The sequence below is a fragment of the Paraburkholderia sabiae genome (genome assembly GCF_030412785.1).
Lineage (GTDB): Bacteria > Pseudomonadota > Gammaproteobacteria > Burkholderiales > Burkholderiaceae > Paraburkholderia > Paraburkholderia sabiae.
Genome location: NZ_CP125297.1, coordinates 13082 through 30224 on the forward strand (window position 1 = coordinate 13082; position 17143 = coordinate 30224).

The 17143-nt window shown below is 61.0% G+C and carries 10 protein-coding genes and 9 pseudogenes; 14 read left to right on the forward strand and 5 right to left on the reverse strand.

Features of this window, described 5'->3' with window-relative positions; genetic code table 11:
- Nucleotides 1-608: 608 nt before the first annotated feature.
- From QEN71_RS39835 to QEN71_RS39875, 9 genes and pseudogenes are all read left to right on the forward strand, one after another.
- Nucleotides 609-789: pseudogene (locus QEN71_RS39835) on the forward strand (IS5/IS1182 family transposase); the annotation flags it as partial.
- Between the two features lies 1 nt (nt 790).
- Nucleotides 791-979, forward strand: coding sequence for an IS66 family insertion sequence element accessory protein TnpB (gene tnpB / locus QEN71_RS39840; RefSeq protein WP_290468288.1), 189 nt, complete (start codon nt 791-793; stop codon nt 977-979).
- A gap of 63 nt (nt 980-1042) precedes the next feature.
- Nucleotides 1043-2365 (forward strand): annotated as a pseudogene (gene tnpC / locus QEN71_RS39845) (IS66 family transposase); the annotation flags it as partial.
- Nucleotides 2366-2567: 202 nt separating this feature from the next.
- Nucleotides 2568-3446: a tyrosine-type recombinase/integrase gene (locus tag QEN71_RS39850; RefSeq protein ID WP_290468283.1), complete on the forward strand. Its 879-nt coding sequence runs from the start codon at nt 2568-2570 to the stop codon at nt 3444-3446.
- Between the two features lie 8 nt (nt 3447-3454).
- Nucleotides 3455-4660, forward strand: a pseudogene (locus QEN71_RS39855) (IS91 family transposase).
- Between the two features lie 486 nt (nt 4661-5146).
- Entirely contained in the window at nt 5147-6379 is a 1233-nt protein-coding gene (locus tag QEN71_RS39860; protein ID WP_201662816.1) for a site-specific integrase, read from the forward strand.
- On the forward strand, nt 6376-7323 hold the full coding sequence (locus tag QEN71_RS39865; protein WP_201662819.1) for a tyrosine-type recombinase/integrase: 948 nt from the start codon (nt 6376-6378) through the stop codon (nt 7321-7323). Before QEN71_RS39860 ends, QEN71_RS39865 begins: the two co-directional genes overlap by 4 nt.
- Nucleotides 7320-8315 (forward strand): tyrosine-type recombinase/integrase, encoded by a 996-nt coding sequence (locus QEN71_RS39870; protein ID WP_201662822.1) that lies wholly within the window; start codon nt 7320-7322, stop codon nt 8313-8315. Before QEN71_RS39865 ends, QEN71_RS39870 begins: the two co-directional genes overlap by 4 nt.
- 88 nt (nt 8316-8403) lie before the next feature.
- Nucleotides 8404-8652, forward strand: a pseudogene (locus QEN71_RS39875) (transposase domain-containing protein); the annotation flags it as partial.
- Here the strand turns inward: QEN71_RS39875 and QEN71_RS39880 are convergent.
- Together QEN71_RS39880 and QEN71_RS39885 are read right to left on the reverse strand one after the other, a co-directional pair.
- On the reverse strand, nt 8649-8915 hold the full coding sequence (locus QEN71_RS39880) for a winged helix-turn-helix domain-containing protein (RefSeq protein WP_233472240.1): 267 nt from the start codon (nt 8913-8915) through the stop codon (nt 8649-8651). The pseudogene QEN71_RS39875 and the gene QEN71_RS39880 sit on opposite strands and share 4 nt — an antisense overlap.
- A gap of 245 nt (nt 8916-9160) precedes the next feature.
- Nucleotides 9161-10299, reverse strand: a pseudogene (locus QEN71_RS39885) (IS110 family RNA-guided transposase).
- A gap of 131 nt (nt 10300-10430) precedes the next feature.
- On the opposite strand from QEN71_RS39885, the pseudogene QEN71_RS39890 reads away from it, so the two are divergent.
- Nucleotides 10431-10727, forward strand: a pseudogene (locus QEN71_RS39890) (IS66 family transposase); the annotation flags it as partial.
- A gap of 657 nt (nt 10728-11384) precedes the next feature.
- Here QEN71_RS39890 and QEN71_RS44705 read toward each other — a convergent pair.
- Nucleotides 11385-11576 (reverse strand): annotated as a pseudogene (locus QEN71_RS44705) (IS4/Tn5 family transposase DNA-binding protein); the annotation flags it as partial.
- A gap of 64 nt (nt 11577-11640) precedes the next feature.
- Between QEN71_RS44705 and tnpA the strand changes: the two are divergent.
- From tnpA to tnpC (QEN71_RS39910), 3 genes and pseudogenes are all read left to right on the forward strand, one after another.
- A complete protein-coding gene (gene tnpA / locus QEN71_RS39900; RefSeq protein WP_233472245.1) occupies nt 11641-12150 on the forward strand; it encodes an IS66-like element accessory protein TnpA in 510 nt (169 codons plus the stop codon).
- Nucleotides 12147-12491: an IS66 family insertion sequence element accessory protein TnpB gene (gene tnpB / locus QEN71_RS39905; protein WP_201662910.1), complete on the forward strand. Its 345-nt coding sequence runs from the start codon at nt 12147-12149 to the stop codon at nt 12489-12491. The genes tnpA and tnpB (QEN71_RS39905) overlap by 4 nt, the downstream gene beginning before the upstream one ends.
- A gap of 30 nt (nt 12492-12521) precedes the next feature.
- Nucleotides 12522-14072 (forward strand): annotated as a pseudogene (gene tnpC, locus QEN71_RS39910) (IS66 family transposase).
- Nucleotides 14073-14321: 249 nt separating this feature from the next.
- Here tnpC (QEN71_RS39910) and istB read toward each other — a convergent pair.
- Together istB and istA are read right to left on the reverse strand one after the other, a co-directional pair.
- A complete protein-coding gene (gene istB, locus QEN71_RS39915; protein ID WP_201662941.1) occupies nt 14322-15110 on the reverse strand; it encodes an IS21-like element helper ATPase IstB in 789 nt (262 codons plus the stop codon).
- Between the two features lie 6 nt (nt 15111-15116).
- Nucleotides 15117-16640, reverse strand: a complete 1524-nt coding sequence (gene istA, locus QEN71_RS39920) for an IS21 family transposase (RefSeq protein WP_201662938.1) — start codon at nt 16638-16640, stop codon at nt 15117-15119.
- Between the two features lie 263 nt (nt 16641-16903).
- Here istA and QEN71_RS39925 point away from each other — a divergent pair.
- Nucleotides 16904-17077: pseudogene (locus QEN71_RS39925) on the forward strand (integrase); the annotation flags it as partial.
- Nucleotides 17078-17143 lie beyond the last annotated feature (66 nt).

The following is a 17143-nucleotide window of genomic DNA, read 5'->3' on the forward strand; positions in this document are numbered from 1 at the left end:
CCGATGGACGACCTGCGTGGCGAGCCGTACGTGCTGTGGCATGTCATGGTCGAACACCGAACTGGACGTGTTGCTGGAAAAGCGGCGCGATAACGCTGCAGTCGCGCCTTTCTTGCAGCAGGTGTCTCGCGCTCCAGTTCGCCCCACAAATCATCACCGCAGCCACCTGCGGCCAACGCAGACGCCCCAACGTTTGCTCGCATCGGAGGATTGGGCGGGCGTGAGAGCTAGCTTGAGAATCAATATGAAATGCGTGTTTTCTATGATAGACAAGCTCATATGCAAAGCTATCGCAAGGCACATCGGTGATGTTTATCGATGGGTAATTTCGGTCCTGTTAATCAATATTGCGAACTAACCTAATGATACAGAAGAAAAGTTCTTTGATTTTTATACTTGCGCTCGGCGTATCAGTCATACGTTGACGGCAACGGTCGAAAGCTGCCCTTCTCCGGCCCGGATCAAGGTAAACCGCTGCGCGGCGACTAAATGCAACACCGCCGATACAAGCGGCAAAAATCCATGTCCCTGAGGCGCGAGGCATGCAGACGAACCCGAACGAACTGAGCTGCTGGACCCAAGCCCGCGAGATGGGCCTCGCGCGCGCCCTGCGGGTCACGTTGGGCGCGGACAAGGGTTACGAGCGCAGGAATTCATCGAGGTGCCACGAGCAGAAGGTCACACCGCACGTAGCACAAAACAACTCGGGGGCGGCGTTCGGCGGTGACCGATACGATTGCCTCGAGCGCGGGCTACGCCATTTCCCAGCAAAAGCGCAAGCTGATCGAACATGAAGGTGCTGGTCTACGACGGCCTGGGGATCTGGCTGGCCACGCGGCGCCTGAATCGCGGGCGGTTTATATGGAGCAACGGCGAGCAGGCCGTTGCACTGCCGCTGAACCAGGAACAGTTACGGGCACTGATCACGGGACTGCCGTGGCGCACGCTGGCCAGCGATCACGCCATTACCGTGGTGTGAAGGCGACGCGCACGTAAACAGTTTCGCTTCCCGATGCGTGGTGTGTCTGGCAGACTCGATGTCATGGACCTGCCCGTCGATCTCACCACGCTCAGCCCTGACCAGCTTCGCGCACTGGCCGCACAGCTGGCCGTCCAGCTTGCAGACAGGGAGCGCGAAGTCGGTGAGAAGGAACGGGAGCTGCAATATCGGCAAACCCGTATCGACCAGCTCACGCATGAACTCTCGGTCATCAAACGGCAACAGTTCGGCAAGCGCAGCGAGCAGCTCAATACGGAACAGATGAGCCTGCTCGACGAGGCGATCGATACGGATCTGGCCGCGATCGAGGCCGAGCTCGAGCAGCTTCAGCCAGATACGCCCGAACGCAAATCACGACAGCAACGTGCGCGACGCGCACCATTGCCGGCGCATCTGCCGCGCACCGACATTCATCACGACCCGGATACCACGACATGTCACTGCGGCTGCGAGCTCGAGCGCATTGGCGAAGACATCAGCGAGAAGCTTGACTACACGCCAGGCGTGTTCACAGTCGAGCGACATATCCGCGGCAAGTGGGTGTGCCGTCAATGCGAGACGCTGACACAGGAACCCGTGCCCGCGCACATCATCGACAAGGGCATCCCGACGGCCGCGCTGTTGGCCTGGGTGCTGGTATCGAAGTTCGCCGATCATCTGCCGCTGTACCGGCTAGAGCGCATCTGCGCCCGCGCAGGACTGGCGATTCCTCAGTCGACACTGGGCGACTGGGTGGGCGTGTGCGGCGTGCGACTGCAGCCGCTGGTCGATGCACTGCGCGAACAGATCCTGCGTCAGGGTGTACTGCATGCGGATGAAACGCCTGTGCAGATGCTCAGTCCGGGCAAAGGCAAGACACATCGTGCGTATCTGTGGGCGTATACCACGACGCAATACGCGTCGCTCAAGGCGGTCGTGTATGATTTCGCCGACAGCCGCGCTGGCGAGCATGCGCGCGCCTTCCTGGGTGACTGGCAGGGCAAGCTGGTGTGCGACGACTATAGCGGCTACAAGAACAGCTTTACCCGGGGCATCACGGAGATCGGCTGTGCTGCACATGCGCGACGCAAGTTCTTCGAGCTGCATGCAAACCATCAGAGCGAGATCGCCGGGCAGGCATTGAAATACTTCGGCACGCTATACGAAATCGAACGGGAAGCCGCGGTGCTTGATCCCGATGCACGGCGTGCGCTGCGCCAGAGCCGTTCGAGACCGGTGATGGATGCGTTGCATGCGTGGCTGAGCGCGCAGCGGTGCCTGGTTCCAGAGGCCTCAGGAATTGCGAAAGCACTGGACTACAACCTCAATCGCTGGGCGGCGCTAACGCGCTATCTCGACGATGGGCACGTGCCCATTGATAACAACCCGTGTCATGCCGCTAGCGGCATGACACGGGTTGTACTAAACCGCTGACGCGGTAGTGGGAGGTGGGCACAGGTCTATGACTGACGTTTCATGAAGTGGGTCGTCTGGCGCTGAACCCCAGCGAGGCGGTGACCGGTATCACCAGGAGCAGTATGTGAACGCCCGGTTGGGCATTCCAGCCACTGCTTCCAGGAGGCTCGCCATGACGCCACTGCGCCAACGCATGCTGCATGACATGCAGATCCGCAACCTTGCAGATAATACCCAGAAGTCCTATCTGATTCAGGTATCCAGTTTCGCCCGACACTTCCGCCGTTCGCCCGAACTGCTGGGTCCCGAAGAGATCCGGGCCTGGCTCATCTATCTCCGCGAAGAACGCGAGCTGGCACCCGCCAGTCTCAGCCCGGCGATCGGTGCACTGCGCTTTCTCTATCGCGTGACGCTCAAACGTGACTGGAGTGACGAGGATTTCCCATTGCCCAGGAAGCCGGTCCGCCTGCCGGTTATCCTCAGCCTGGAGGAGATCACCACCTTCTTCGACTCGATCCCCAGCCTGAAGCATCGGACCATCCTGATGGTTGCCTACGCAGCCGGCCTGCGCGTGTCGGAAGTCGCCCACCTGCAGGTCACGGACATCGACAGCAAGCGCATGGTCATCCGTGTGAACCAGGGCAAGAACCGCAAAGACCGCTACGTCATGCTCTCGCCGCGTCTGCTCGAGATCCTCAGAACGTACTGGCAGGACGCTCACCCCCGCGGCTGGCTGTTTCCCGGTGATATTCCTGGACACCCCATCACGCGGGGCGCCGTCTCGCGAATCTGCGCTCTCGCACGCCAACGATGTGGCATCCAGAAGCCGATAACACCGCATTCCCTAAGGCATGCGTTCGCCACGCATCTGCTGGAAGCCGGTACCGATGTGCGCAGGATCCAGCTGCTCATGGGCCATAGGTCCCTCGCGACTACTTCGCGCTACCTGAGAATCGCGACCAGCACCGTGTGTGCCACAGCGAGTCCCTTCGATCTGCTGCCGCACCCCGCACCGATTCCATCGCCGCCACCTTCGCCCGAGTACTTCTGAAGCCGGCGATGCGCCCGGCGCTCGAGGTGGCGGACATCCTTCGCCGCTGTGGTCCGCAGTATCGGCAAACCCATGCCGAGGGGCTCACTCGTGTCCAGCGGCGGGTGATGAGTGCGATCGAGCTTTGTCGTACCGCCGCGCTTGGCGGGCATGTCGAGCGGTGCGACGCGTGCGGCCATCAGCGCATCGCCTACGACTCGTGCCGCAATAGACATTGCCCGAAGTGCCAGTCGCTCGCCCGCGCGCAATGGCTTGAACGCCGGCAGGCCGAGCTGCTTCCCGAGACCGAGTACTTCCATGTCGTCTTCACGCTTCCCGAACCCATCGCGGCTCTCGCGTACCAGAACAAACGCGTGCTCTACGACATGCTGTTTCGCGCCAGCGCCGAGACGCTGCGCACGATCGCCGCCGACCCCAGACATCTCGGTGCCGAAATCGGCTTCATCACGATCCTGCACACGTGGGGGCACAATCTGCTGCATCATCCGCACGTGCATTGCGTTGTGCCGGGCGGCGGCATCGCCCCGGATGGCGAGCACTGGATCGCCTGCCGCCCCGGCTTCTTCCTGCCGGTGCGGGTCCTGTCACGGCTCTTCCGACGGCTCTTTACACAGCAGCTGCGCCGCGCATTCGACGCCGGCACGTTGCGCTTCCATGGCCAGCTCGAGCCGCTGCGTGATGCCCGGGCGTTCGCGGCCTGGCTTGCACCCGCGGCACGGGCGGAGTGGGTGGTCTACGCCAAGCCACCCTTGGGCGGTGCCGAACACGTGCTCGATTACCTGGGCCGCTAAACCCACCGCGTCGCCATCTCCAACAACCGGCTGCTCGCCTTCGACGGGCACACCGTGCAGTTCCGCTGGAAGGACTACCAGCACGAGTCCAGACAAAGAACCATGACGCTCACAGTCGACGAGTTCATCCGTCGCTTCCTGCTGCATGTGCTGCCTGACGGCTTCAAGCGCATTCGCAGCTACGGGTGGCTCGCCAACCGCCACCGTGCCGACAAGCTCGCCACCTGCAGGCAGCTGCTCGGTGTCGAGGCTCCCGCCGCTGCCGCAGCCGAGCCCGGGGAAGACTACCGTGACCGCTACGAGCGACTCACCGGCAAGTCACTGCGCGACTGCCCCGTATGTGGCAAGGGACACATGCTCCGCATCGAAGACATGCCCGGCACCCTTCCACGAGCCCCGCCAGGCCCCACCCATGCGCGCTAGTTGCCACCGCACCTGTTTCCGTACACGTTCGCCTTTCCTGACGAGGCCAACGCGGCTGCACTCGTGCCTTCGACCCACTGGCGCACCAGCGTACTCCAGAATGGCGGGTGATTTGCCGGTTCACGCGCACATTCCCGCTTTCTTTACAGGTGATGCTTCCCACTCTCGCCAGAAGTCCCGGTCTGATCGCCCCTGCAAGACATCACAAATTACCGCGGCGGTCATTCAATGCCCATAGCGGCCACCGCCTGTGGAGCGGTTCAGCACAAACATTTTTTTGATTACCGGTCGCGGATCAGGTCCGACGACATGGTGATGCGCTGGTTGCCGCGACCGCCAACCAAAAAAATCTCTGCCTTATGCCGACTCCCCGATTATGCCGCGTCGTGCATGCGCGTGGCGGTGGGTATGGCCTTTCATGATCGCTGCGTCGGCATAAACATATGATTTCTCAGGCTGGCTAACGCGCTGGCCAGGAGAGATCAGATGAATGCAACACGCACAGTCAGCGAATCCGGCGGGCTGCCGGCCCATTACATCGATCGATTTCTTGATCGTCTACGGACGGCACACTATTCCGAGGTATCGCTTCGCAAGAAACGAAGAGTCCTGTGCGCGTTCTCTGGGTGGATGGAGAACAGGAACATTGACCTGATCGATCTCGATGAGTCTGTCACGGCTCGTTTTATGAATAGCATGATCGACGCTTCACGAGACCGCGTCCAGCGTGCGCGTCCCACCTTACGACAGTTTCTTGCCTATCTGCGCGCGGAAGCCATTGTGTGTTCGCCGACGTTGGGCGGCCAGTCCGAGATTGCGCGCATTTATCGCCGATACCTGGACCATCTGAGGCAGGATCGTGGACTCGCGAAGAACTCTCTGCTCGTCTATGGCCCCTTCATTCGCGACTTTCTTGACAGCCACTCGGCCGGCGACGGAACTATATTGCCCGATGCATTTGACGCCGTAACGATCCGAGATCATTTCCTTGCCTACAGCAAAGGTCGATCGGCGGAGTACACGCGGCTGATGGCAGTTGCGCTTCGCTCGTTCTGCCATTTCCTGTTTCTGCGCGGCGATACGGTCCGAGACCTGTATGAATCAGTGCCCTCGGTTCGTAAGTGGCGACAGTCAACTGTACCGACGTTCCTCACGCCTGAGCAGCAAGAAGCTCTCATTGCATCTGCAGACCGGTCGACTTCGACTGGGCGCCGTGACTACGCAATCCTGCTGTTGTTGGCGCGGCTCGGTCTACGTGCCGGAGAAATAGTTGCTATGCAGCTCGACGACATTCACTGGCGTTCGGGGGAACTCGTCGTTCATGGCAAGGGGCAGATGGTGGAGCACGTCCCCCTGCCATCGGAGGTCGGAGAAGCAATCGCTACATATCTCCGCGATGGTCGCGGAGCAAGTGCATCGCGGTACGTATTCCTTCGCAGATTGGCACCTCGGGTTGGTCTGGCGGGACCGGCGGCGATTGGCAAGATTGTTTGTCAGGCCTTCGCACGTGCAGGTTTCCGCCCCGCGTGCCGTGGTGCCGCACATCTGTTTCGTCACGGTCTGGCGACGACGATGATTCGTCACGGTGCGTCGATGGCGGAAATAGCCGAGGTCTTGCGGCATCGCTCACAGGACAGTACCGCGATCTACGCAAAGATCGCGTTTGAGGACCTGCGCGGGGTCGCGCGTTCGTGGCCCACGGCGGGAGGTGCAATATGACTGCGATCCGCGAGTCTCTCGTCCGGTACGTGGCAGTCCGCCGTGCTCTCGGGGCGTCATTCTATGAGCCTGCATTGGCACTCGGTCATTTCGTTGATCTGCTGGAACGCGAAGGCGCCGAGTTCATTACAACCGATCAGGCTCTGCGCTGGGCGACGACGCCCGTACTCGTCGAACGCGCTACCTGGGGGCGGCGCCTCTCTCAAGTGAGAGGATTTGCCAGATGGATGAACGTGATTGACAATCGAAACCAGATTCCTCCAGCAGGACTCCTGAGTGCTCGAAGGCGGCGCAACGCCCCGCATATTTACACTGAGCAGGAAATTGATCTGCTTATGGCCCGCGCCGCTCAACTGCGATCCCGAACCGGCATGCGAGCACTGACCTATTCGACGCTCATAGGGCTTCTTGTAGCGACAGGCCTCAGGCCAGGCGAAGCGCTTCGGCTGGACCGGTCCGACGTTGACCTCGTCAGCGGGATACTCTCCATCCGAGAATCGAAGTTCGGCAAATCCCGCTTTGTTCCTGTAGCAGAGTCTTCCCGGGTGGCACTCGAACACTATGCCCGGAAACGCGATCACCTCTGTCCTGTACGATTGAGCGAGGCGTTCCTGGTTAGTGAGCGCGGCAAGCGCCTGAAGGCAGGCACTGCGCGAAGCATGTTCGTCAGAATGTCGCGCGCTGTTGGTCTGCGATCGGCGACAGAGGACGGGCGCGATGGTTACGGCCCGCGCCTCCAGGACTTCCGACATAGCTTCGCGACTGGAAGGCCGGTCGAATGGTATCGCGCCGGTCTGGACGTAAGTCGGGAATTGCCGAAACTTGCCGCCTACCTCGGGCATGTCAACATCGGCCTTACGTACTGGTACATCGAAGCGGTTCCTGAGTTGCTTGAACTCGCGGCAGCCTATCTCGACAAGGACTGTCCGGGAGAACGGCCGTGAGCGCCGCCAGCCTCCCAGCCCTCGTTCAGCGCTTCTTCACCCAGCGCCTGCTCGAGCAGCAAGGTCTGAGTTCGCATACGGTGGCAAGTTACCGTGACACGTTCCGGCTGCTGCTGGCGTTCGCCACGAAACATATCGGGCGCGCGCCGTCAAAGCTGCGAATCGAGGACTTCGACGTGCCGTTGATCGAGGAATTCCTGCAGCACCTCGAACACGGCAGAGGCAATTCGGTGCGCACACGCAACACGCGGCTTGCCGCCGTGCATGCCTTCTTCCGGTTCGTCGCAGTCAGCGAGCCTGCGTTGTTTCTGCAGTGTCAGCGCATTCTTGCAATCCCATCCAAACGCTGCGAGCACGGCCCGGTTGAGTTTCTGACCGAGAGCGAGGCCGCCGCTCTGGTAGGGGCGCCTGACGTACGAAACTGGATCGGCAACCGCGACCGAACGCTGCTTCTTGTAGCGGTTCAAACGGGTCTGCGCAATAGCGAATTGACCGCACTCCGGCGTCAGGATGTGACGCTCGGCACGGGCGCCCACGTTCGTTGCCTCGGCAAAGGCAGAAAGATGAGATGCACTCCGCTGCGACCGGATGTAGTTGCCGTCCTGAAACAGTGGCTGCTGTATCAACCAGGCGAACCAGGCGATCCGGTCTTTCCCAGTTCGCGCGGTGGTCATCTCAGTGCCGATGCTCTTCAGCAACTCGTGTCGCGCAACGCCGAAATCGCGTGCCTCTCGTGCCCCTCGCTGAAGAAAAAATCCATAACGCCTCACACGCTTCGGCACACGGCCGCGATGAGCCTGATGCATCACGGCGTCGACCTAACCGTGATTGCGCTCTGGCTCGGTCACGAGTCCTCCGAGACCACTCAGATCTACTTGCACGCTGACATGCAACTCAAAGAGCGCGCGCTTGCGCACGCCACGGCGAGCGGCGTCGCGCCGACACGCTACAAACCTCCAGATCCGTTGCTCGCCCTCCTGGAGGCTCTCTGATAATGCCGACAATCCGATCGGCCGGGAACAGAGATCCGCGCAACCGTTGTGTGCGTGGATTCATGACGCGGCATAATCGGGGAGTCGGCATAACTGGGTTGAGAACCAGATCCGTCCCTGGGCGACCGGGAGGAAAAACTGGTTGTTCGCGGGCTCGCTTCGCGCTGGCGAACGTGCCGCTGCCATCATGAGCCTGATCCGCTCGGCACAGTTGAACGGGCACGATCCGCTCACCTATCTGAAGGACGTGCTCACGCGCCTGCCAACACATCGCGCTTCTGACATCGAACAGTTGCTTCCTCACTGCTGGGCTCCCGCCTTGCCCGATCACAGCTAGCCAGCTCGCTCCCGTGCCTTCACCGGGCGCTTACCTTCGACCTGTGGTGGTGGCGGATACAGCCGCGCCTCGAGTTCGTCGTCGGACAGCGTCGCCGACACCGCCCAGGAAAGCCCTGCGCGCTCCATGCGCCGCACATACTGTCCGACAGTCGTCGGAGAGGCGCCGACTGCCCGGGCAATCTCACGCTGCCTGAACCCGCAGTCGAAATGCAGGCGCAGCACTTCACGAATTTTACGCATGGTCAACGTTGGATATGCCATGTGGCCTCTCGACGAAATCGTCGAGCGTGCCACGGTTGACCCGCGTCGCTACATCAGAGCGTTACTGTCCAGCTTCGTGTGAAATCGCTGTCCAGCTTGCCGTGAAATCCGTGTCCACCTGCGCGTGAAACGCCTGTCCAGCTTGCTGCGAAATCAGTGTCCGGCTTGGTGCGAAATACGCACCGGGCTACGCCGCCTTCAGGAAACTCTCAAGAATGTTGTGACGGGGTTTTGCCTCGTGAGTGTTATGCCTGCTGTGCAGCGCGACGCGGCAATGCCAGTGACATCGCCATCCGGCCGATATCCCAGATAAAGCCCGCGAGTTCCCGGGCAACAGCTACCACCGCAACATTGACGTTCTTGCCTCGCGTCGCAAGTTTGCGATACTTCTTGCATAGCCGTAGCTGTGCGTCCCACGCACGATCGACGATCGCCTTTGGAATGCCTTCGTGTCGAGGCTGCAGTGTTTTACCTACGCGGGCCGGATGTCGGTAGCTCCACGCTGCTTCGACCAGCAGCTTTCTTGCATAGCTGTTACCCGCCTTGGTGACGCCCCCTTGGCGTCGCGTTCCTCCGGACGAATGTTCTGAAGGTGTGATGCCCAGCCACGCCATCAACTGGCGTGGATGCTCGAAGCGTGAGAGATCGCCGAGCTCGGAGATCATGCCGACTGCCGTAATGAACTGGATGCCGCGCATCGCCTGTAACGCCAGCACTGCCGGATAGAAACCCCACTCGACGACGGCTTCGCGCAGCGCCACTTCCAGTCGCTCACACTGTGCTAGCCGATCCTCGATTGTGCGTCGATGTTCTTCAAATGCAAGTTGCCTCCATGCTGTCTCGAAGGAATATTTGCTTAGCCAGCGTCGATGTGCGGCGCCCCAGTCCGCGCGTCCGACATAGTGCACACCGTGGCTTAGCAGGAAGGACTTCAGTCGTTGTCGCGCGTGCCGTAAATCGTCCCTCGCCGATGCCCAGGCTCGCGCCAAATCCCTGAATGCCTCGTCCTCGACGCTTGGTACATATACCGCTGAGAGGTCGCCGGCACGCAGCGAACGTGCCAGCTTTATCGCGTCGCGTCGCGTCGGTCAGTCTTGACCCGTTCTCCAGGCTTCCGTGGAATCAACGATGGCGCACATACTATGCAGTCGAAGCCTTGCTTGACCAGACGCCGGTACAGCCCGTAACCGCAGGGCCCAGCCTCGTAGACGACTCGGATATGCCGCCCTTTGGATCGCAGTCGCTTGCACAAGCGATCAATTTCCGTCGGCGTTGTCCCGATCTTACCCAGTAGCTCGACTTCACCCGCATCAATCGCATAGGCAACTGTGATCGATTCCTTATGCACATCAAGCCCGACGTACACCGTGCTATCGTTGTCCATGCTGGCCTCCGTGGGGAAGTTGCCGGGGTGCGGCCTTTGCCCACCCATGCGGCTCTGGCAGCGATGCTAACCCGCGTTGATGCCCCACGCCAGGCCAGCCCCTCTACCCACGGAAAGTCATACTGACTTACGGCGATCTATACGAAATCGAGGCTGCTATCCGCGGCAAACCACCCGATGAGCGGCGACGCGGCAGGCAAGAAAAGAGCAACCCGTTGCTCGGGCTTCTCGAGATGTCGATGAGGGAGAAACTGGCGACGCTTTGGCCGAAGGCTCCATTGGTCGAAGCGATTAACTACGCCATGAATCGCTGGGATGGACTCACGCTGTTCTGTGACGACGGCCGCGTCGAGATCAGCAACGTGCTCGCCGAAAATGCCTTGCGCTATGTGGCCCTCGGCCGTCGCAATTTTATGTTCCCGGGATCCGGGCGCATAGCGCAGTTCGAGCGTCGCGGTCATCGGACGGCCCTTCGCATCGCGAAGCTCGACGCGATGGAGTCCCTTTACCTGAACCTGCCGCATGGCTTTGGAGATCGTGTGCTGACCATCTCCCGCGAGCCTGTCGACACAGGTACGCACGAGGAAGTAGGTGGAAAGATCATATGCGGTGCAAAACAGCTCGTAGATGTCGCTTTCCCGGTCACCGATGTGAATGCAACGCACAGGATCGTCGAGAAGTTCAGTCGACTGGCGCATATTTTCCAGCCAGCGCCAGCTTTCCTTTTCCTCAATCGGTACGCGCGTGGGATTGATATGACGCTTGAGTTCAGAAGCCCCCTTGAACTGCTTTCTTGTCCAGAATTTCACTGCAGCCAGACCAAGTGGCAATCCATCGGCAGTAACAGCAAGACTCGAATGCATCAGGATGCCGCATTGCGTGAGCGGTCGTCGCGGGCCCCTGCCGTTCTTCCCCGTGCGCAGGGTCGTCTTGCCCGTGTAGCCGATGAGTTCGGGACGCTCGCGCTGGTACGAGAATGCGGTCGTGTCCTGCAGGATAAGCACCGGCCCATCGGTGGCCTTCACACGCTCGGCGCTCGCCTGGAAATGTCCGCTCAGGATATCGTGTTCGCTGACGCGGTCATTGGACAGAAACCGGTACGCAGCCTTGGTCGAAGCCCAGTCCTGACAGGCGAACGGGATCGTCTACCCCATGCCGTCCCACAGCTTCTCGAGCAGGCTTGCGAAGCGGCGGCGCAGCCTGGTGTCCTGGAATTCGCTTCCCTGGACTTCCAGATCGAACCACGAACGATCATCCGCCTGTCGCTTACCGGCCATCCCGCGTGCGTATGGAACGTGACGTATGCCAGGTTACCAGGTTTCGCGCTGGAGATGTGGGTAATTGCAAGCTCACGAGGGCCGTTCTGGCATAGCGATTGAGGTTTTGGATAGTTTGGTATCCACCAAATTTATGGTGGGAACCAAAGTGGACAAGACGTGGGATGAGCGCTCCGCAGGCAGCGCATATAAACGGCCGAACTTTCCGACCGAATTCAAGCGACAACTGGTTGAGCAATCGTTCGAGCCAGGTGCGTCGGTAGCGTTGATCGCCCGCAGCAACGATATCAACGCGAACCTGCTGTTCAAATGGCGGCGGCTCTATCTGGCAGGAGAGTATGGTTTGCCAACGCTCCCGGAGGGCGCGGCGCCGAAACCGACACAGCAGGCACCTTCGCTGTTGTCTGTGGATGTCGTCGCTGAAGCAGCCAGCCATACGCCACCGACGGCAGTCACGACAGTACGGTCTCTAGAGGATCTTTGTGAGATCGAGTTCGACCGTGCGCGCCTGAGAGTTCGCGGCAACGTGTCACCGGATATGCTGCGCCTGCTGATTCGGGAGCTCACCCGATGATCGGCATGCCGGCTGGCACTCGCATCTGGATCGCTGCCGGCGTCACCGACATGCGCGCCGGTTTTCAGGGGCTGGCGGCGAAGGTGCAGACCGCGCTCGAGGAGAATCCGCTGGGCGGCAACGTCTTCATTTTTCGCGGGCGGCGCGGCGACCTGATCAAGATCTTGTGGGCCACAGAGGACGGGCTTTGGCTCCTTGCGAAGCGGCTCGAACGAGGGCGTTTTATCTGGCCGCAGGCTGACGGTGGCAAGGTCCATCTGACCCATGCACAACTGTCGATGTTGCTCGAAGGCATCGACTGGCGTCAGCCGCGTCGAACGGCGGCGCTATCGGTGTTGTAAACGGCCTGGCGCACGCGTAAACTCCGGCGCATGACCGATGATGTCCCACTGCCGGATGACGTCGATGCGCTCAAGGCCTTGCTGATCGAGGCCCGCGCCCAGCTTGCCGAACGTGATATCGAGATCGAGCAGCTTAAGGCGCAGATCGACAAGCTCAGGCGGATGCAGTTCGGCCGCAAATCCGAGCAGTTGGACCGGCAGATCGAGCGGCTCGAAACCGAACTGGAGGATCTGACGGGTGGGCGTGGTGCCGCCGATGTTCGCCGTGCCCGCGCGTCGGGTACGAGCGCGCCAGTCGGTACGACGGCCCCGAAGGAGGCGTTGCCGCCGCATCTGCTGCGCGAAGAGCACGTGCTTGACACTGGTTCGAGCTGCCCGAACTGCGGCAACGCCATGCAACCACTTGGCGAAGACGTGTCTGAGCAACTCGCCCGTGTCGCCGCCGCGTTCAAGGTGATTCGCACAATCCGGCGCAAGGCAGTCTGCCCCTGCTGTCATCACTTCTCCCAGCCGCCACAATGCCGGTGCTACCGATCGAGCGCAGCATTGCGTATCCGAGCCTGCTGGCAGATATCCTCGTTTCGAAGTTTGCAGATCATCAACCGCTGTACCGGCTATCGGAGATTGCTGCGCGTGACGGCGTCACGCTCGATCGCGCCAGCATGGGGCGCTGGGTCGGTCAGTGTGAGGAGCTCTGTCGTCCGCTGACCGAGGCGCTGCGTCGCTACGTGATGGCGAGTTTCAAGCTGCATGCGGACGACACGCCAATTCCTGTGCTTGCGCCCGGCAACAGGAAGACCCGCACGGGCCGACTGTGGGTCTATGTTCGCGATGACAGTCGCTCGGGATCAACGGAGCCGGCGGCGGTCTGGTTTGCATACTCGCCCGACCGCAAAGGCATTCACCCGCAGAGCCATCTCGCCGGATTTGAGGGCATCCTGCAGGCCGACGCATACGGGGGCTTCAACGAGCTGTATGAAGGCGGCAGGATCTGTGAAGCGGCATGCTGGGATCACGCCAGGCGATATCTGTACGATGTTCATGTGCGTACACCCACCGAAGCGACAAGGCATGTGCTCGCTGATTGGCGAACTTTACGGAATCGAGGCTCATATTCGCGGCGCACCGCCGGGCGAGAGGCGGCAGGTACGACAGCACAAGAGCATACCGGTGTTAGCGGCCATCAATGCATGGATGACACACAAGCGCGCGACCCTGTCAGCAAAGTCGGAGCTGACCAAAGCGATCAACTATTCACTCAATCAATGGGACGCGCTCGTTCTGTACTGTGACGACGGTCGCGTCGAAATAAGCAACGCGCTGGCCGAAAACGCCTTGCGCTGCGTAAGCCTGGGGAGGAAGAACTTCCTCTTCGCAGGCTCCGACAGTGGAGGGGAAAGGGCTGCGGCAATGTACGGCCTGATCGGGTCATGCAAGCTCAATGGGATCAACCCGCTCAGCTACCTTGAATATCTCCTGACCCACATCGCTGATCACAAGATCAATCGCATCGGTGAACTGCTGCCATGGAATGTGGCAGACAGATTGCCCGTCATGTCACCTCCACCGACCTCCCTCTGATCATTACCCTTCGGTCCAGTATCACTATCATCCCTCGCGCGCGCGAGTTCCATCGAACGGCCCTCGCGAGCCGCTTACCTCGTTCTGCCATTTCCTCTTTCTGCGCGGCGATACGACCCGAGATCTGTATGAGTCAGTGCCCTCGGTTCGTAAGTGGCGACAGTTGTCACGGATCGGCGTAATCGAGCCGGGGATGATCGGCGTAATGAGGCCACCTGGAATGGCCCCGAAACGCGATTTCGAAGGGACTCAAGAATGCGTTTTTTTGCCTGATTTTGCAACCACGTTTTCGCCGTTTTCGGGCATCGGTTTCGGCTTGCGGAAGCTCTCACCCTCAATGACGACACGGTAGGCGCCGTGCCGTAGCCGATCGAGCGTGGCAGCACCGAGGATGCGGTTGTCGGGGAATGCGTCGCCCCATTCGCTGAAGTCGAGATTCGACGTCAGGATAGTTGCCGCGCGCTCATACCTGGCGGCGATCAGGTCGTGGAAGTCTTCGTCGTGGGGCGCACGCAGGGGTTTGAGTGCAAAGTCATCGACGATCAGCACCGGAACGCGCACGAACTGCTGCAACTTGCGTTCATAGAGCTCAGTCGCCCGTGCTGCATGCAGCTTCTTGAGCAATTCGGTTTGCGTGATGAACAGGACATCGCGGCCCTGGCGTGCGGCGCAGTGGCCCAGGGCCTGCGCGAGATGCGACTTGCCGACGCCGGTTTGGCCGACCATCAGCACGCAGACCTTCTCGTCGATATAGCGGCCGGCGGCGAGATCATAGATGTGAGCGCGGTTGAGTTTGGGCACGCGGTCGAAGTCGAAGTTCTCGAGCGTCTTGCCTAGGGAGAAGCCAGCGCGGGCGAGCCGCACGCCGAGCTTCTTCTGCTCTCGCCGCGCGACCTCGTCGTGCAGAAGCGTGGCGAGGAACTCCGTGTAGGCAAGTTGCCCGTCGATGGCTTGACGGTTGCGTTGCTCGAGCGAGTCGAGGATGCCCGAGAGGCGCAACTGCTTGAGGATCGTGTTCAGTTCTGGACTGGGATGCATAGGCGTTCAATGGATCAGAAGGGAATGGAGGTCACGGCCGAAGCGGCCGCCGTTCAGATAGGTGTCGGCAGGCGCCGGCGTCGGCGCTGGTGCTGCGGTGGGCTGGCTGTCCAGCCCCTTGTCGAGGATCGCCTTGACAGTGCGGTACTTGGGGCTGGCGAACACGAGCGCACGCTCGCACGCAGCCTCCAGCCGTTGATCGCCGACCTTCTCGCGAAGCCTCAAGACGCCCTGCGCGCCGCGCAGGTTGACGAGCACCTTGTCGTTGAACATCGCGAGAACGAGCGCGTGGCAGGCTGGCCCGATATCCTTTGCCCGCGCCAGGCACCACTGTGGATCGTGCTCGAGCCACGCTTGCGCTTCAGGCGGCTGGTGGTCACGCACCGTGTGGCGATCGCCGGGCTTGCGCAGGCGCGGATGGGTCGCGACGAGCTCATGGCGGTGGAACACCTGCACGACCGTGTCGGTCGCCTTCAGCCACAGCTGCTTGCCAACGAGCGTGAACGGCACCGAATACAGTGCCTTCTTGTAGACGACGTGCCCGTCGGTATGGACCTTGACCTCGCACCATACGGCCAGCACTGGCGGCACATCGGGCAGTCTGGCGAGCAGTGGCTTCTCGATGGCGAAACGTGCAAGCGGCTGCTCGCGCGTCGTGCCGTGCTCGCGCGTGCCGGCCTGCTGCATCACCCAGTCGCGCAATTGACGGTTGGCGTCGGCGAGATCGCGGAATTCGCGCAGCGGCACGAAGGATCGTTTGATGTATTTGACTCCGGCCTCAACGACGCCCTTCTTCGCAGGATCGTGTGGAGGGCATGCATCGATCCGGAAGCCGTACCCCTCGGCCAGCGCGGCGTACGAGCGCTGTACCTCGGGGTCGTACATGCACGCCTTTGTGATCGCGCACTTGGCGTTGTCGATGATCACGCGTTCGACGCGGCCACCGAACCATTCGAAGGCGCGCCGGTGACAGGCCAGCCACGTCTCGACCGTCTGATCCAGCACGACCTCGGCGTATTGATGACGCGACCAGCACAGCGTCATCACGAAGAACCATGTCTTGAGCAGAACCCCGGACTCATGCGTGAGCACCGGACCGGCGCCGAAGTCGACCTGTGCGGCCTCGGCCGGTGCGAACTCCAGGATCGTCGTCGCTCTCGCGCCGCGCTCGGCCTTCAGGTGCAGCAGGAAGCGCCGCACTGCCGAATAGCTGCCCGTATAGCCGTGGTTGCGCTGAAGCGCGTTGAAGATCGTCGTGCCCTGCACGTCGGCGTCATACCAGCCGCGCACCAGATCGCGAAACGGTTCAATCGTGGAGACGCAGCTACGCGGCAGCTTCGGATTGCGTCCGAAGATCGCTGCCAGTTCGGCGTCGTCCGGCAAGGGCCGACCGGGATCGAGCCAGCCCCGAGCGAGCGCGACCTGCCTGACGGTCTTCAGCTTCCCACGCCCCATCAGGCGTGCGCTGGCAATGTCACGGTCGGAATCGCCCTGACGCATGCGCGCCAGAACCTGTCGATACTCAAACACTTCGAACCTCCTTCGACTCATCGGCCCTCCGGGCAAAAAGCCTGAAGGTACCGGGTTGTGGAAATTCGAAATGCGTTTCGGGCTGCCGCCCGACAGAACACTGAGCCCGCTACGTGGCTCGATTACGCCGATCCTGCGGTGGCTCTAATACGCCGATCATCGAGTGGCCCGATTGCGCCGATCATGCACTGGCTCGATTGCGGCGATCATCCGGTGGCTCGATTACGCCGATCCCGGAATGGCTCGAATATGCCGGTCAGTGACAACAGTCGACTGTGCCGACGTTCCTCACGCCTGAGCAGCAAGAAGTCATTGCGTCTGCAGACCGGTCGACTCCGACTGGGCGCCGTGACTATGCAATCCTGCTGTTGTTGGCGCGGCTCGGCTTACGTGCCGGAGAAATCGTCGCAATCGAGCTCGACGACATTCACTGGCGGATAACGACCGACAATCACCCCGGTCGACCCGGCCAAAATGATTGTCGGTAAACCGGCCGTGCTGCT

Bases quoted from the DNA above. Each gene is read 5' to 3' on its own strand.
- QEN71_RS39850 (WP_290468283.1), top strand. From the start codon at position 2,568: ATGACGCCACTGCGCCAACGCATGCTGCATGACATGCAGATCCGCAAC.
- QEN71_RS39880 (WP_233472240.1), bottom strand. From the start codon at position 8,915: ATGGCATATCCAACGTTGACCATGCGTAAAATTCGTGAAGTGCTGCGC.
- tnpB (WP_201662910.1), top strand. From the start codon at position 12,147: ATGATCGGCATGCCGGCTGGCACTCGCATCTGGATCGCTGCCGGCGTC.
- tnpB (WP_290468288.1), top strand. From the start codon at position 791: ATGAAGGTGCTGGTCTACGACGGCCTGGGGATCTGGCTGGCCACGCGG.
- istB (WP_201662941.1), bottom strand. From the start codon at position 15,110: ATGCATCCCAGTCCAGAACTGAACACGATCCTCAAGCAGTTGCGCCTC.
- QEN71_RS39860 (WP_201662816.1), top strand. From the start codon at position 5,147: ATGAATGCAACACGCACAGTCAGCGAATCCGGCGGGCTGCCGGCCCAT.
- QEN71_RS39865 (WP_201662819.1), top strand. From the start codon at position 6,376: ATGACTGCGATCCGCGAGTCTCTCGTCCGGTACGTGGCAGTCCGCCGT.